The 13,020-nt window shown below is 71.5% G+C and carries 16 protein-coding genes; 2 read left to right on the top strand and 14 right to left on the bottom strand.

Features of this window, described 5'->3' with window-relative positions; all coding sequences use genetic code 11:
- The first annotated feature begins 41 nt into the window (after positions 1 to 41).
- Positions 42 to 398: a hypothetical protein gene (locus tag ACFFHC_RS06930; protein ID WP_379804090.1), complete on the top strand. Its 357-nt coding sequence runs from the start codon at positions 42 to 44 to the stop codon at positions 396 to 398.
- Positions 399 to 796: 398 nt separating this feature from the next.
- The gene (locus ACFFHC_RS06925) at positions 797 to 1,210 is read left to right on the top strand and encodes a bifunctional DNA primase/polymerase (RefSeq protein WP_379804085.1); all 414 of its coding nucleotides are present in this window, start codon (positions 797 to 799) and stop codon (positions 1,208 to 1,210) included.
- 692 nt (positions 1,211 to 1,902) lie between these two features.
- Here ACFFHC_RS06925 and ACFFHC_RS06920 read toward each other — a convergent pair.
- The 14 genes from ACFFHC_RS06920 to ACFFHC_RS06855 form a co-directional block, all read right to left on the bottom strand.
- Entirely contained in the window at positions 1,903 to 2,370 is a 468-nt protein-coding gene (locus ACFFHC_RS06920; RefSeq protein ID WP_379804081.1) for a hypothetical protein, read from the bottom strand.
- A gap of 15 nt (positions 2,371 to 2,385) precedes the next feature.
- Positions 2,386 to 3,228, bottom strand: coding sequence for a phage major capsid protein (locus ACFFHC_RS06915; RefSeq protein WP_379804078.1), 843 nt, complete (start codon positions 3,226 to 3,228; stop codon positions 2,386 to 2,388).
- Positions 3,229 to 3,400: 172 nt separating this feature from the next.
- A complete protein-coding gene (locus ACFFHC_RS06910; protein WP_379804075.1) occupies positions 3,401 to 3,976 on the bottom strand; it encodes a hypothetical protein in 576 nt (191 codons plus the stop codon).
- Positions 3,973 to 4,242: a WhiB family transcriptional regulator gene (locus ACFFHC_RS06905; protein ID WP_379804129.1), complete on the bottom strand. Its 270-nt coding sequence runs from the start codon at positions 4,240 to 4,242 to the stop codon at positions 3,973 to 3,975. Before ACFFHC_RS06905 ends, ACFFHC_RS06910 begins: the two co-directional genes overlap by 4 nt.
- Positions 4,243 to 4,513: 271 nt before the next feature.
- Positions 4,514 to 5,929 carry a DNA primase family protein gene (locus ACFFHC_RS06900; protein ID WP_379804072.1) on the bottom strand — a complete coding sequence of 472 codons (1,416 nt, stop codon included), beginning with the start codon at positions 5,927 to 5,929 and terminating at the stop codon, positions 4,514 to 4,516.
- A complete protein-coding gene (locus ACFFHC_RS06895) occupies positions 5,926 to 6,297 on the bottom strand; it encodes a hypothetical protein (RefSeq protein WP_379804069.1) in 372 nt (123 codons plus the stop codon). The genes ACFFHC_RS06900 and ACFFHC_RS06895 overlap by 4 nt, the downstream gene beginning before the upstream one ends.
- Positions 6,294 to 6,581, bottom strand: a complete 288-nt coding sequence (locus tag ACFFHC_RS06890) for a hypothetical protein (RefSeq protein WP_379804065.1) — start codon at positions 6,579 to 6,581, stop codon at positions 6,294 to 6,296. The genes ACFFHC_RS06895 and ACFFHC_RS06890 overlap by 4 nt, the downstream gene beginning before the upstream one ends.
- Positions 6,582 to 6,631: 50 nt before the next feature.
- Positions 6,632 to 6,922, bottom strand: coding sequence for a hypothetical protein (locus ACFFHC_RS06885; protein ID WP_379804062.1), 291 nt, complete (start codon positions 6,920 to 6,922; stop codon positions 6,632 to 6,634).
- 137 nt (positions 6,923 to 7,059) lie between these two features.
- A complete protein-coding gene (locus ACFFHC_RS06880; protein WP_379804059.1) occupies positions 7,060 to 7,572 on the bottom strand; it encodes a hypothetical protein in 513 nt (170 codons plus the stop codon).
- Positions 7,569 to 8,492, bottom strand: coding sequence for a tyrosine-type recombinase/integrase (locus ACFFHC_RS06875; RefSeq protein ID WP_379804056.1), 924 nt, complete (start codon positions 8,490 to 8,492; stop codon positions 7,569 to 7,571). Before ACFFHC_RS06875 ends, ACFFHC_RS06880 begins: the two co-directional genes overlap by 4 nt.
- A 112-nt stretch (positions 8,493 to 8,604) precedes the next feature.
- A complete protein-coding gene (locus ACFFHC_RS06870) occupies positions 8,605 to 10,275 on the bottom strand; it encodes an RNA polymerase sigma factor (RefSeq protein WP_141494406.1) in 1,671 nt (556 codons plus the stop codon).
- A 353-nt stretch (positions 10,276 to 10,628) separates the two neighbouring features.
- On the bottom strand, positions 10,629 to 11,039 hold the full coding sequence (locus tag ACFFHC_RS06865) for a universal stress protein (RefSeq protein ID WP_070705302.1): 411 nt from the start codon (positions 11,037 to 11,039) through the stop codon (positions 10,629 to 10,631).
- A 38-nt stretch (positions 11,040 to 11,077) separates the two neighbouring features.
- Positions 11,078 to 12,184: a DUF4192 domain-containing protein gene (locus ACFFHC_RS06860; protein WP_070705301.1), complete on the bottom strand. Its 1,107-nt coding sequence runs from the start codon at positions 12,182 to 12,184 to the stop codon at positions 11,078 to 11,080.
- 85 nt (positions 12,185 to 12,269) lie between these two features.
- Positions 12,270 to 12,989, bottom strand: coding sequence for an EcsC family protein (locus ACFFHC_RS06855; RefSeq protein WP_141494400.1), 720 nt, complete (start codon positions 12,987 to 12,989; stop codon positions 12,270 to 12,272).
- Between the last annotated feature and the right edge of the window lie 31 nt (positions 12,990 to 13,020).

Raw genomic sequence — 13,020 nt, 5'->3', positions numbered from 1 at the left:
TCCGCCGTGACCGCCTGGGCCGTCGTGCCCGGTGATGACGCATGACCGCCCCCTACAACTGCCCGGACTGGTGCGCCGTCACCCCGGCGCAGCACGCCGCCCGCGCGGCCAGCACCGGCGCGTACGCCCACGAGGCGGACGTGACCATCTGGGGCGTGGACGGGCACCTGCCGGTCGGTCGAGTGACCCGCCTGGACGGCACCGACGACGCACGCGGCTCGGTCGTGCTGTTGGGCAACCTCGCCGCCGACGAACTGACCCCGGCGCAGGCGCGCAGCCTCGCTGCCTCGCTCCTCATTGCTGCCGACATGGCCAGCGACCCGCAGCGCCCGCACCCGGCCGCCGTGAACTGGCGTTACCGGCCCTCGGACCACCCGTACATGCGCGACGACGCCTGACAGGTGCAGCACTAGGCGCGGCACGGACAGGGCCAGCCGCGCGCCCCTAACGGGCAAACCAACCAGCGCCCCCGGTGATTGACCTCAGCACCCGCAACCGGGCGGGTGCGGCCTAGGGCCAGGCAGTGCACGGCCTCCCCGGGCTTGACGGCAGCCTGCCGCCCCTAGGGCGGTGGGCTACAAGCCGTGCCCGGGCGGACAGGGTAGGTCGGTTCGTTGGGGGGGGTCGCCACAGCCCTGCCCCCGCAGGGGTCCGGGCCTTGCAGGACCACCCACCCGCCCGCACCCTGGGAGACACCGTGACCATGCGCCCCACCACCTGCCAGCACTGCGGTACCCCCCTGCCCGCCCCGGCAGCTCGTGGACGTGCGCGCCTGTACTGCGCCACCCGGTGCCGCGTGGCCGCGCACCGTGCCAACAACTGCCCCTTCCCGGCAGCCATGCGCGGGCGCAGGTGGACCCGCGCCGACGGCAAACGGCCCGTGCAGGTGAACGGACGGCCAGCATCGAGCACCGACCCGGCAACCTGGGCCACGTTGGCCGACGTGCAACACGGCCCCGGTGACGGGTACGGCGTCATGCTCGGTGGCGGGCTGGGTTGCTACGACCTGGACCATGTGACCGACGACGAAGCACGCGCGATCATCGCCACGGTCCCCGAGCGGATCGTGTTCATCGAGCGGTCGGTGTCCGGTCACGGCGTCCACGTCTTCGTGAGCGCGCCGGAAGGGCGCGGGACACGGCGCGGCAACGTCGAGCGGTACACGCGGGCGAGGTTCATCCGCACGACCGGGAACACCGTCACGTGGTGACCGACGCGCAGACCACGGGCCAGTCCCCGCCGCTCACCTCGCCAGTGGTGCGGTCCACGGTGGGGGTGGGGCGCGGGGCAGGTGTCGCATTTGCGACACCTCGCAGGTCTCGCGCCACGGTCCCGTGGTGGGGGTGGGGCGCGGGGCAGGTGAGGTGTTACCTCGGGTAACACCTCTGGCGTCTTGGGAGACGGTCTCGTGGTGGGTGCCAGTCACGCCTGCGATGGCCCTGGTGGACATGCCCTCGCCTGCCGGCGCGGGCAGGGGCTGGGGGGGTGTCCCCCTCCCCCTGCCCGCGCCGACCTACTTCGGGCAGTCGAGTTCTCTCCCCGACTCATTCCACATGGCCCCGCAGCGTGCCCGCTACGCCCCCTCGTGGCCCCTCTGGGCGCCGAACACGCCCCCTGAGCCTCCGCGCGTGCCCCTCACAGCCCGTCTCCTCAGCGGCGTTTTTTCCACCACCGAGCCTGTAACGAAATGCCAGGCGGTCCCCGGACAGGCCACGGGAACCGGGCCGGGCAGGCAACCGGCCCGCGGGGCGTGAACGGCGCCCACAGCGGGCACCAGAGGCACCCAGCGGCCCATCCCCCGCTGTGGACAGCAGCTCGGTGTGTGTAAACCGACTGCCCGTTGTAGGTCGGCGGCCTCATGGGGTAGGGGGTGCCTCCCCACCCCATGAGGCTGGAGGCGGCTCAGGTCGCCAAGAGCGCCCCGCACGTGCAGCGCTCTGCGCCGAACGTGAACGGACAGCGGTCCGTGTGTGCTGCGCGCCATCCTGCATTCGGCGTCGTGTCCAGCTGGAACGCGCGCCCGTCGCCCGACTCGCCCGTGAACGCCGCGCACAGGTCGCGCAGCTGGGCAATCTCGTCCGGCCAGAACATACCGCGCCGGGCCGTCTTGGTGTCGATGGTGCGGGAGAACGGGCCGGTGGTCTCCTGGACCACAGACCCGCTCCCCGCGTCATGCCAGCGCAGCACGGCGCCACGCAGGATGGACTTCACGAGCGCCACTCGCTGCGGGTCAGCCGTGAACCCCGGGTCAGCGAGACAGGGGGCGGCTAGCACGGCCTGCGCCTCCGCGTCCTCGATCATCGCCGCAGCCCGCGCCGGGTCGATGCTCACGAACGCGGCCAGGTCATCGGCTGCCAGGTACTTGCCCACGGTCACCCCCTACCGTCACTCAGCGCCGATGGTCAGCAGCTGCAGCCGGGCGGGGCGCACGATGCTCCACCCGATGCGCCAGGTCGCACGGATGCCCACCGAGTCGGCGGTGAAGAACGCGTCCTCACTGCGGGCCAGCTGCATGGACCCGTAGGCGGCCACCACCTCCGAGCGGTCCAGCATCAGCGCCTTGCCCTGGGCGACAGCGGCGTGCACGATCACCGGCACACCGGCCAGGGTGCGCTCGGCGGCCTCGTGGGGACCGGCCAGCACCGACACATTACTGCCCGTGCCGGACGGGATGCGCGACAGCGCGGCCCAGTCCTTGGGGTTCATCAGCAGGTGCGTCGCCTGCCCGCCGTCCGCTTCGATCGCGGCTACTGCGTCGTACACGGCGAACAGGTTCGGCTCGGTCGCGCCGCCGAGGTCGCCAGCGGTGGCGATCCCGGACACGTTCAGCAGTCCGGTCGGGTCGGTGGCGTTGTTGAGGAACGCGGCGTCAGCCTTGGCGATCACCGAGCGGCGCAGCGAGTTCGCCATGCGCTCGGCGGCCCCCGACTGGCTCACGACCTCGCGGGAGACGCGGGTCACGACGGCGATCTTGTCCGTGGTGATCTGCACCTGGGCGGCCTCCACGTCGGACAGGCCGATCTCGGCACCTTCGGGCACGAAACCGGCGGTGGGGTCGTTGGCGACGTAGGGCACCAGCACGGCGGGCGCGTCGCCCTCCACGCTTCCCGCACGGGTCGCGCACCGGGTGATGAGTGCCTCTGTCAGCAGGTCGTCGGGGTTGAAGCTCGAGACGACGTTGGGCCGCCATGCCTCGGCTGCAATGGGCGTGGTCAGGGTCGATGCCATTGGGGAACCTCCTTGGGAGTGCGTCCCGGGTACGCAAGAGGCCCGGGCGCGCGCGAATGGTCTGAACCTCGCGGCGGCCACGGGCCTGCCGGGGCGCCCCTCAGGGGCGGCGGTGACGGAGAGCTAACCACCTGGGCTGCGTCCCCCGTCACCGCCGATCATATCGCGTTGACTACATGCGGCGTCCGGCGATGGTGGCCGCCATCTGGTGTGCCGCCCCGAGACCTCGCACGGGAGCGCTTACCCCTTGGGCGGCGTCCGGCTTGGGTGCCCGGCGCACCGGCACGAGTCCGAGCGCAGAGATCGCCTTAGAGGCGGCCTGGGAGACACGCTCCGCGTCCACCGTCCCGTCTTCGTTCAGCAGGTCGGCCAGGTCGGTGCCAGCCGCCCACAAGGCGTTCGGCTTGGACATGTGCTCGGCGGCCATTCGCTCGGCCTCGGCTCGCTGCAGGGCCTCCACGCGCCCCGCCAGGGCGTCACGCTCGGCCTCAGCGTCGCGCAGCTTGCGCCTGTACTTGGCGGCCTCAGCGTTGGGGTTGCCGTCATCCTCGGCGGTCTGCACCTCGGGGGCCTCCTCGGCGGTGGTGGGGGTCTCCTCGGTGGTGTTCTCGGTCGTGGTGTCAGGGGTGGGCACCGGACGCCCACCCTTCTCGTCGGCGGTGGTGTTCTGGGCGTCGGTGTCGGTGTTCTGGGTCATGTCGTGCTCCTTCATCTCGGACTGTCGGGCGCTGGTCTTGTTGGCGGTCATCGGGTCCTCTCCTTCTTGGTCGGTCGGTTTCGCAGGGGGCGGGTCCGGTCTTCCCCTCCCCAAACGTGGTGTGCCTCGCGGGTGTCGTCGGCGGCAGCAGCGCACGCCTCCAGCACCGTGCACGACTGGCAGCCGTGCACGGCGGCCTCGCGCTCGTCGGCGTCTTCGCTCGTCCACCACTCGCCGCGGGGGCCGTGGCAGGGGATCGTCTGCCCGCGCCCCTGGGCGTCGAGCAACGCGAACGTGAGCAAGCCGTGAGCAGTCACGCGGGGATCGGTCACGACACCTCACCGCCACGACAGGTCGGGTGAACGTCGTCGTCGAGCGGGTGCAGCCGGTGCAGCGGCCAGCGGCACACCGCGCACCACCTGCCGGTGTCCGTCCACTCGTGGCCGGCAGAGTCGAGGATCACGCGACGATCCCCAATCCGCTTGATAGTGCGGATTTTCAGCGAGGGGTGTAGGGAGGTGCAGGGTTCCCCGTAACTTTTCCTATCCCCCGCACGCGAGGAAGTTTGCGGAAACCCTTCACCACCCTTCACCACCCCTCACCCCCAGCGGTGAGGTCGTCCTGTGCGTACAGCCCGATGCCCTGCCGGGTCATGCCCTTCTTTAGGCGCTTGGCCGGGAATCCGAGCCGGTCCAGTTCGTTGCCGAACGCCTTCTCTGACATCGGCTCGGCACCCTCGGAGTGCGCCCACGGCTGCCATGCGGTGTACAGCTCGCGGGTCGTGGCCGTCGCGCCGGGGGCGGTGTAGCACCGCTCGGCTACGAAGCGACCCACCGCGTCGGAGTCGTTGCGGTAGTCGTCGGTCGCGCGCACCACGGACGCCGGCTCACGCATCCCGCCGTTCTGGTAGTCACGCCAGCCGTCCACGGCCCACGCCAGGACGGCCTCGGCGGCCGCCTCCAGGCGCATGGGCAGGTCGGGGTCGCGCTCCTCGGGCGGGACCACCACGCCGAACGGCACCACCCGCAGCCGTCGCCACGTCGCAGCGTCGTTGCCCTTCACCTTGGGCAGGTGATTGGTCACGTAGACCAACTGGTGCGAGGGCTTCCACGTCACCGGCTCGCGGTACAGCCGGCGCGCGGTCAGGGCGTCACCGCCGGTGAGCCGCTTCATCGTCGGTTCGTCGAGCTTGCGGCCCTCCTCGGTCTCCGAACCGACCACCAGCCGCGCACCCATCAGTTCCATGAGTTCGGGTCCGGCATTGCGGTGGCCCTTGTCGGAGGCCATCAGCAACGACGGGTCGATCACGGCGGCGTAGTCACCCAGCGCGTGGTTGAGCGCGTCGTACGCCGTGCTCTTGCCGTTGGCACCCTCACCGATGAGCACCGGGAACAGGTGCTCCCGCACGCGCCCGTACAGGGCCTGCCCGACCACCCGTTGCAGGTACTCCCGCACGGCGTCGTCCGGCAGCACACGGGCCAGGAACCGGCCCCACTCGCCCGCCTGGGCGTCGGGGTCGTACGCGGCCCGGCAGACCTTGGTCAGCCGGTCGCGCGGGTCGTGCGCCTTCAACTCGCCGGTGTCGAGGTCGAGCGTCCCGTTCGCGCAGTTCAGCAGCGCCGGGTCCGCGTCAAGGTCGTCCACCGTGGCGGCGAACGTCTCCAGCGCGGCGGCCAGGTCCAGCACGCCCCGCACACCGGCGGCGGTCTCGCACTTGCGCACGTCGGCCTCCAGGGCGGCATCCTTGCGCGCCTCGGACCACGCGGTGTCGAGCACGTCGAGCACCGCACGGGTGGCGGCCCCGGTCACGTCCTCGGCCCACCGCTTGCCGTCCCAGTGCAACCAGCCGATGCCGTGCACGTGCAGCAGCCGGTCGGCGTAGGCATCGGCCAGCCTGTAGGCCATCCGCACCTGTCCACGGGAACGGTCATCATGCGCTCCCAGCTGCGGGCCGCCCCACGGGTCCGGCACCGGGCCGTGGTGGGTCTCCTCGGGCTTGCTCACCGGCTCACCCCCTGGAAGTCATCCACGGGCCACACCGGGGCCGGAACCGGCTCCACCGGCGCATCCGGCACGGTCCAGGTGGCGGGGCGCTCGGCCACCGGGTCACCCCGGCGGGCGGCCCACCAGTCCGCACGTGCTGCGGCGTCGCGCACGTCAGCCTCCAGGTCGCGGGCGGGCACCTTCGCGTGGTTCCGCACGGCCTCCACGGCGGCCTCGTGGCACTGCCGCGATGCCTCGGCCACCGCCTCAGCGGCACCGTCGCGGTACCCGTGGTTGCGGCCCACCGCGTAGGCCAGCAGCTCGCCGGGCGTCATCTCGGCGTAGTTGGGCGCGGCCAGGTGGGCCGGCATCGTCTCGGGGGTCATCATCGGCCCACCGCCTCGTCGTCCATGCATGCCAGGGCGTCGAGCGTGGCCGCGTGGTGGTGCGTCACTCGCAGGTCTGCCGTGAACAGGACGGCACGGTGGCCATTGGCGCGGGCACGGCGGTACTTGCGCCGGGCTGCATCGAGGGTGAACGTCACCGTGCGACGCCACTTGCCGCGGCTGTTCTCCACGGCGCAGACCACCACCACATCGGAGCGGCCGGCGTAGTCCTCCAGCGCCGCCATGACGGCCTCGGACGGGCTAGACTGGGGGTAGTCAACAGCCATGATGTGAGCGCCCCTCGGATCGCCCGCCGGGGGGCGTTCGCATGTCCAGCTCATGCCGCACCACCCCCCACGGCTCGCAGCTCGGCCTCGGCGGCCTTGGCTGCCTCGCGGGCCTCACGGGCCTTGCGGCGGGACTGAGCGGACTTCAGCGCTAGACGCTGGAAGTAGGCGCGGCGCAGGGACTCGGCACGCTTGGGGTCTCCCCCAGCCTGAGCCAGGAACTTTTCGTCCAGGGCGCGGCGTGCCGGTGCGGTGCGCTTGGCGCGGTCCTCGGTGTTCCCCCATGAGGCGTGGGCGGCCATGCTCGCGGCCAGCCGGCGCTCGGAAGTGATTTCGGACATGATCGGTGGACCCCTCTCGGGTCTCACCGGGTTGCCCATGTCCCGGGGTCTGCCATTACATGACAGGCTCGCTCGGCATTACTTGCCTTGTTCGCAAGATATACGCACAGCGCAACGAAATCAAACGGGGCAGAGAATCACTCCACGAATCGCCACGCCACCCTGCGCCCGTCATCGGAATGCAGGGGTGTCCACGACTGCGGTTCGTGGTCCTCTTCGGTCACGATGACCTTCCCGCGCCCCTCTGCGATGTCCCGTTCCACGCGGTCGGCGTCAAGGGCGACACCGTTCAAGTGGTCGCAGTTGACGGTGTAGTTGCCCGGCTGCCCACCGGGCATCACAGCGGGCTTCCACCGGCGGTCTCCGTCGGTGGTGTGGTTCCGCCTGCCCGCCTCGGTACTCCGGGCCGCATTCACAGACGGCGCCAACTTGTACCCGGGCTGGTAGAACACCATGCCCACCGGCGCGGGCAGCTGCAGAACGTCCAGCAACAAGCACCCGCGGGTCTTGCAGCGGTAGGTCAGCACTCGGTGATGCTTCAGCCGCCCGGTGGCCTTCAGCGCCTCGTAGGCGGCCTGCCCCAGCCGTCGCCGCTCCTCGCGGGCGTCGAGCATCTGCGAGAACGCGGTGAAGCCGTCCGTATCGGTCACAACTCCCCCAGATCGAGCCGTCGGGACTCCTCAGCGGCACGGGCGGATGCTTGGGCCTTGGTGTAGCGCATCAGCATGTCGGGCCGGGTCCACCCGGCCATCGCCATCAGCCCCGACTCGCTGCCGCCCTTGCTCAACCAGCGGTGCGCGGCGGTGTGGCGCAGCTTGTGCGGGTGGAATCCGGTGATGCCTGCGGCCTCGGCACGCATGGCGAGGGTCTTGTGCAGAGCGTCGTAGGAGAACGCCTTGCCCCGGTCCCCCAGCCACAACGCCGGGGACTCGGCCAGGCGGTGCTCGCGGCGGTGGCGCAGGTAGCGGTCAACGGCCAGCACGGCAGCCGGACTCAGCGGGACGACGCGGCCCTTGCCGCCCTTGCCGCGCCGGATGATCGCGGTGCCCTCGGCCAAGCCGAGGTCATCGCGCTGCAGCGCAACAACCTCACCGGCCCGCGCGCCGGTCTCGAACATGAGCCGGATGATCGCCTCATCGCGGCGGTCTCGCAGCGCCTGGGACCGGCTCGCGCCCTTCGGCGGCACGCACGCCTTCACCAGCGCGCGCAGCTCGGCGTCGGTGAGCGGCTCAATCACCTGTTGGTCGAGCTTCGGCGCCTTGACCCCCACGAACGGGTCGTCATGCAACTCCCCCTCGTCGGCCAACCAGGCGGAGAACCGGCGGACGGCCAGTTGGCGGGATCGCGCGGTGGCGGCAGCCGCGCCACCGTCCAGCAGCTCGGCCACCCACGCCCGCAGGCTCGCGCGCTCCATCGGCGGGGCCTCGTTCGTCTCGCACCAGTCAAGGTACAGCCGCAGGCCGTCGCCGTAGACCTTCAGCGTCTGGGGACTCTTGCGGTCGGCACGCAGCGCCAGCGCCCAAGACTGCGCCAGGTCGCGGCAGGCGGGCACATCGAGGGCGTCGGTCATGACCCCATCCTAGCGTTATCTGGACTAGTAGCGCTATGCGGTGCTACTGTCTCCCCTGTCAGGCACGAACACCGCGCCATGACGGAAAATCTCAGCAGCACCGCACGCAATCTCAGTCCAGGTAGTCCCGGAGCACCTGCGAGCGGCTCGGGTGGCGCAGCTTGGACATGGTCTTGGACTCGATCTGGCGGATGCGCTCACGGGTCACGCCGTAGACGCGGCCGATCTCGTCGAGCGTCTTGGGCTGGCCGTCCGCGAGGCCGAAGCGCATCGAGACCACGCCGGCCTCGCGCTCGGAGAGCGTGTCGAGCACCGAGTGCAGCTGCTCCTGCAGCAGGGTGAAGGACACCGCGTCGGAGGGCACCACGGCCTCGGAGTCCTCGATGAGGTCACCGAACTCGGAGTCACCGTCCTCGCCCAGCGGGGTGTGCAGCGAGATCGGCTCGCGGCCGTACTTCTGCACCTCCACGACCTTCTCCGGGGTCATGTCGAGCTCCTTGGCGAGCTCCTCCGGGGTGGGCTCGCGGCCCAGGTCCTGCAGCATCTGGCGCTGCACGCGGGCCAGCTTGTTGATGACCTCCACCATGTGCACCGGGATGCGGATGGTGCGGGCCTGGTCGGCCATGGCGCGGGTGATGGCCTGACGGATCCACCACGTGGCGTAGGTGGAGAACTTGTAGCCCTTGGTGTAGTCGAACTTCTCGACGGCGCGGATGAGGCCCAGGTTGCCCTCCTGGATGAGGTCCAGGAAGAGCATGCCGCGGCCGGTGTAGCGCTTGGCCAAGGAGACCACGAGGCGCAGGTTGGCCTCGAGCAGGTGGTTCTTGGCGTTCTTGCCGTCCGAGGCGATCCACCACAGCTCGCGCTTGAGCTTGGCGTCGATCTTCTCGTCGGAGTTCAGGCGCTGCTCGGCGAACAGGCCGGCCTCGATGCGCTTGGCGAGGTCCACCTCCTGCTCGGCGTTGAGCAGGGCGACCTTGCCGATCTGCTTGAGGTAGTCCTTCACGGCGTCGGCGGTGGCGCCGGCGGTGACCACCTGCTGGGCCGGGGCGTCGGCCTCGTCGTCGGCACGCAGCACGAAGCCACGGGACTCCGACTCGTCGTCGGCGGTGGCCTTCTGCGGCGCGGCCTGCGAGGTCTCGCCGGCCACCAGCTCGTTGGTGTCCCTGCCCTCGGCGGCGGCCTTCTCCTCGGCCTCGTCCTCGGCGGCGATCTCGTCGAGCTCCGGGGCGTCCGCCGAGGCGTTGCGGGCGGTCGTCTTCGCCTTGGCCGTGGTCTTCTTGGCCGGGCCCTTGGCCGTGGTCTTCTTGGCCGTGGAGGTCTTGGCCGCGGCGGTGGCCTTGCGGGTGGTGGTGGCCTTCGCGGTGGTCGACTTCGCGGTGGTGGAGGTGCCGGTGGTGCTCTTGGCCGTCGTGCTCTTGGCCGTCGTGGTCTTCGCGGCAGTCGTCTTGGCGGTGGAGCTCTTGGCGGTCGACTTCGCGGTGGTGGACTTGGCCGCGGTCGTCCGCGTGGTGGTGGTGCTGGCCTTGGGGGTGCGCTTGGTGGTGCTCTTGGCGCGCGTGGTGCGGGGCTTCACACCACGCTGCTGCTGGGCCAGCTCGGCGGCCATCTCCTGGTCGAAGTGCAGCTCCACGCCCTGGGAACGCAGGTTCTTCATGAACCGCTGCGCCTGGGTGGCCGTGAGGTCGGCGCCCTCGATGGCCTCCTTGACCTTGTTGGTGGCCACCTTGCCGTCGGCGACGGCCTTCTCGACGAACTCGGCGAGGCCCGGCTTGTCGATCATCTGCTTGCCCAGGACCGCGGTCACGGGCTCGCTGACGGCGGGGGTCTCGGTGGTCGCCTCGGCGGCGGGGTCGGACGCGGGAGCAGTCACGGAGCAGGGTCCTTCCTGGTGACACGGGCACGGCGAACCACCGGGCACGAGATCATGGGGATTCACGGACCGCCCCGAGTGGGCGACCGTCCGGCGACCCGAGGAGACCGACGGACCGGCGACGTGGTGCGACCACCGGTGAGCGGATCGGCCTCGCGGCCTGATGGAACACCCCCATTATAAAAAACCACCCCGCGCCCTGTCGCGCGGGGTGGCCCCGGGGGCGGCCACGGGGCCCTCCCGGCGACGTCACGTGGGCCGGCTCAGACGGCCTTCACCGCGATGACGGGGCACGGCGCCTCGAGCAGGATGCGCTGGGCGTTGGAGCCCAGCAGCAGCTTGCCCACCGGCGTGCGACGACGCAGCCCGATGACGATGACGGCCGGCTTGCCGTTGGTCTCGGCCTGCTCGGCCACCTCGACGAGGTCCTCCGCGGGGTCGTTGCCACGGTCGAAGTCCAGGCGCTCCAGCGGCACCCCCGCCTCGGCCAGGGCGGACTCGGCGTTCTCCAGCTCGCGGACGAACGCACGGGTGGAGTCCGCACCGCTGCCCTTGCCGGTGCGCGCGGAGTGCACCACCTGCAGGGGCTCCGAGCGGCGGATCGCCTCGTCGACGCCGAAGCGGAGCGCCGCACGCCCCTCGTCCGAGGCGATGTAACCAACGATGACTGCCATGCTCTGGGCCTCCTGTGGGTGGGTGAGTGGGCCCCAGCCTAGAGCCCGGCGACCCGCGCCGCACCGGGCCCCGCGGGACAGGCCGCGACACCCCCGTCCAGGGGGATGCCGTGGTGCACCAGCCGCAGCAGAAGCCCCGCCAGCGTGTGCCCCGGCTCGGCGTCCAGCGCCCGCTCCAGCAGGAAGCGGGCCACCACCCCGTCCCCGTTCCACCACGCCCACAGCCCGGCCGTGCACAGCAGCGGCCCCGCACAGGTGGAGGGCACCCGGGTGGCCAGCCGGCGCAGGTTCCCCGTGAGCGGCCACGCGGTCCACCGCATCGGGTGGTGGTGCTCGGCGGGGTCCCCGAGGGCCTTCTCCACCGCGGCCCAGGCGGAGGCGTCGAGCACGTCACGGGGCACGTCCCCGGGCGTCAGCCAGGCCACCAGGGCGTCGCGCACGTCCACCTGCCGCACCGCCCACAGGGCCGCCGCCACCTCCTCGTCGGTGAGCTCGGCCCCCTCCTCCCCCACCAACCGGGCCCACTGCGCCAGCGCCTCGCGCCGCAGCCGGGCCCGTCCCTTGCGGCCGGCCCACCGCTCGCGGGCCGCGTGGAGCGCCTCGGGGGTGAGCTCGTCCTCCTCGGACTGCACCCAGGGCAGCAGCAGCTCCTCGGCCGAGGCGTGCACCATCGCCCCGTCGGCGATGAGCGCGGTGGCCGCGGCGGACTCGTGGAGGCTGGGCACGGGGCGCGGCTCCCCGCAGAACGGGTCGTCGCAGGGGCACTCCGGCCGCCACCAGGAGCCCTCGCAAACCAGGGCCGCGCCCAGCACGTCCACGCCGGCCTCGAGGAACCAGTCCTCCGCCCGTGCCACCAGTCCCCCGACGTACTCCTCGTCCATCGGGTCCGACAGGTAGCCGATGACGGTGAGTCGGTCGAGACCGGCGCGCACGAGGGCCGGCAGCACCAGGGCCACGAGGTCCTCGGCGTCGGCGGCGGGGTCGCCCCACGCCTCGCGCGGCGGCAGGGCGATGCGTTGCAGTGCCACCCTGCCGGTGGGGGTCGGGCACACCAGCACCACCGCGTCGGTGGGGGTGAAGCCGGCCAGCAGCGGCACCACGGTGAGCAGGTCGGGCAGGTCTCGGACTCTGGGGATCGTCGTCATGCCCCCATGCCACCGGCCCCGGACCCGCTCGGGGACGGGTCCGGGGCCGGGGCTGTGGACGAGCAGAGCCTGCCCGAGGCCCTCCTCAGGCGCCCTGCTGCGGGAACTCCTCGCGCGCGTGGTCGATGATGCGGTTGAACATGTACACGTCCAGCCCGGCACCGATGACGCCGCCGGCCAGCGGGATCGCCTTGCCCAGGCGGGCCAGCACCTTCTCGCCGGTCTGCGCGAGCAGGCGGAAGCCCACGGCCTTGTTGACCACCATGAGCACCGGGGCCGGCAGCTGGCGGCTGGCCAGCGAGGCCAGGCGGCCACCGGAGACCAGGGTGCCGGGGATGCCGGCGGAGGTCAGGATGTCGCGGGCGTCGGCGCCCACCAGGGTGAGCAGCACCGCCGAGCGCAGCTCGGGCTGCTGCACGTCGTGGCCGCGCAGGTGCGCGATGGCCGCCACCGCCCGGGTGGTGAGCAGGTAGAACTCCACCACGTTGGCCGGCAGCGCCACCGGCATCGTGATGAGGCCACCGAGACCGGTGACGAAACCACCACCGGCGATCTTCTTGAAGTGCGAGGAGGCGATGATCTTCTCGGCCTTCGCGCGGTCGCCGCCGGCGGCCACGAGCGCCTTCTCGGCCACCTTCTGGGCGCCCTCCACCGGTCCCACGCCGTCGATGCCCACCTTCAGCAGGCGGTCGGCCAGAGCGTTGGCGGCCTTGTCCACCATGCCGGGGTCCTCGGTCCGGGCGGCCGCGGAAGCGCGTCGCTCCATCTCCTTGTCCTTGCTGCTCTGGCGCGAGAAAAGTCCCATGGCTCCTCCTGAGGTGGGGGACGGCGGTCCG

Source organism: Kytococcus schroeteri, assembly GCF_042433515.1.
GTDB lineage: Bacteria > Actinomycetota > Actinomycetes > Actinomycetales > Dermatophilaceae > Kytococcus > Kytococcus schroeteri.
Note: the sequence above shows the minus strand (reverse complement) of the source record. Positions and strands in the feature narration are given on the sequence as shown.

Coding starts and splice junctions, on each gene's coding strand:
- ACFFHC_RS06930 (WP_379804090.1), top strand. CDS start 42: ATGACCGCCCCCTACAACTGCCCGGACTGGTGCGCCGTCACCCCGGCG.
- ACFFHC_RS06915 (WP_379804078.1), bottom strand. CDS start 3,228: ATGGCATCGACCCTGACCACGCCCATTGCAGCCGAGGCATGGCGGCCC.
- ACFFHC_RS06910 (WP_379804075.1), bottom strand. CDS start 3,976: ATGACCGCCAACAAGACCAGCGCCCGACAGTCCGAGATGAAGGAGCAC.
- ACFFHC_RS06895 (WP_379804069.1), bottom strand. CDS start 6,297: ATGATGACCCCCGAGACGATGCCGGCCCACCTGGCCGCGCCCAACTAC.
- ACFFHC_RS06890 (WP_379804065.1), bottom strand. CDS start 6,581: ATGGCTGTTGACTACCCCCAGTCTAGCCCGTCCGAGGCCGTCATGGCG.
- ACFFHC_RS06885 (WP_379804062.1), bottom strand. CDS start 6,922: ATGTCCGAAATCACTTCCGAGCGCCGGCTGGCCGCGAGCATGGCCGCC.
- ACFFHC_RS06875 (WP_379804056.1), bottom strand. CDS start 8,492: ATGACCGACGCCCTCGATGTGCCCGCCTGCCGCGACCTGGCGCAGTCT.
- ACFFHC_RS06870 (WP_141494406.1), bottom strand. CDS start 10,275: ATGATCGACAAGCCGGGCCTCGCCGAGTTCGTCGAGAAGGCCGTCGCC.
- ACFFHC_RS06865 (WP_070705302.1), bottom strand. CDS start 11,039: ATGGCAGTCATCGTTGGTTACATCGCCTCGGACGAGGGGCGTGCGGCG.
- ACFFHC_RS06860 (WP_070705301.1), bottom strand. CDS start 12,184: ATGACGACGATCCCCAGAGTCCGAGACCTGCCCGACCTGCTCACCGTG.
- ACFFHC_RS06855 (WP_141494400.1), bottom strand. CDS start 12,989: ATGGGACTTTTCTCGCGCCAGAGCAGCAAGGACAAGGAGATGGAGCGA.